Consider the following 1,249-nt stretch of genomic DNA (forward strand, 5'->3'; position numbering starts at 1 on the left):
AGCCGGGCGAGCGGGCCGTCGGGCGCGCTCATCGGGCCGGGCGCGGCATCTCGTGCGCCGCGGCGTGGGACGGATTCGTCAAGGCGGATTCTCCGTTGGGCGGCGCATGCCGCGGGGTCTGCGGAAGGCGGCACTCTAGCGCGCCGCGGGCGGGCGCGGCAAGCGCGACCGGCCGCCGCAGCTCGCGGGGCCGGATCGCGGCGGCTTGTGGATAACTCTGTGAAGAACTCCCTCCTCGATGGCCTCAAACGCCCGCCGGGTGGGCTTCGAATCGGATGAGAATCATTCAGAAAGATTTAAAAATATATAAAAATCAATGTGTTAGAGAGAATTGTCTGGATTTTTCAGCGGTTTTCACGCGTTTTAGGCCGATGATTGCCAAAGTGTGGACACCTTCCGAACGTCACGGTACGTGCGCCCGGCGCTGGACGTGGCGTGCGTGTCGGACTATCGTGTCGCCGCCAGCATTCATTCGACCGTCCATGCCTTCCGACTCCCCATTTGCCGCACCGGGCGCGACCCGCGGCGGCGACGAAGTGATTCCCGTTTCGGCGCTCAATCGCGCGATTTCGACGATGCTCGAGCGCTCGTTTCCGCTGCTGTGGATTTCGGGCGAAGTGTCGAATTTCACGCGCGCCGCGAGCGGCCACTGGTATTTCTCGATCAAGGACCAGCAGGCGCAGATGCGCTGCGTGATGTTCCGCGGCCGCGCGCAGTACGCGGAGTTCACGCCGCGCGAAGGCGACCGGATCGAGGTGCGCGCGGTCGTCACGATGTACGAGCCGCGCGGCGAAGTGCAGCTCAACGTCGAGGCCGTGCGGCGCACCGGTCAGGGGCGCCTGTACGAGGCGTTCCTGCGGCTGAAGGCGCAGCTCGAGAGCGAGGGGCTGTTCGCGCCCGAGCGCAAGCGGCCGCTGCCGGCCCATCCGCGCGCGATCGGCATCGTCACGTCGCTGCAGGCGGCGGCGCTGCGCGACGTGCTGACCACGCTCGCGCGCCGTGCGCCGCACATTCCGGTGATTGTCTATCCGGCGCCCGTGCAGGGTGCCGGTTCCGCCGAAAAGCTCGTCGCGGCCGTCGCCACCGCGAATGCGCGTCGCGAGGTCGACGTGCTGCTGGTCTGTCGTGGTGGCGGCTCGATCGAGGATCTGTGGTCGTTCAACGACGAGGCGCTGGCGCGCGCGATCGCGGCGAGCGAATTGCCGGTCGTCAGCGGCGTCGGGCACGAAACCGATTTCGATCCGAAGAT

The 1,249-nt window shown here is 66.8% G+C and carries 1 protein-coding gene; it reads left to right on the forward strand.

Going from position 1 to position 1,249, the window contains the following annotated elements:
* Positions 1-482: 482 nt before the first annotated feature.
* The coding region (gene xseA / locus G3N98_RS39275; RefSeq protein WP_206151124.1) for an exodeoxyribonuclease VII large subunit at positions 483-1,249 on the forward strand (767 nt) is incomplete at its 3' end.

The organism is Burkholderia sp. Tr-20390 (genome assembly GCF_017104595.1).
Taxonomy (GTDB): Bacteria; Pseudomonadota; Gammaproteobacteria; order Burkholderiales; family Burkholderiaceae; genus Burkholderia.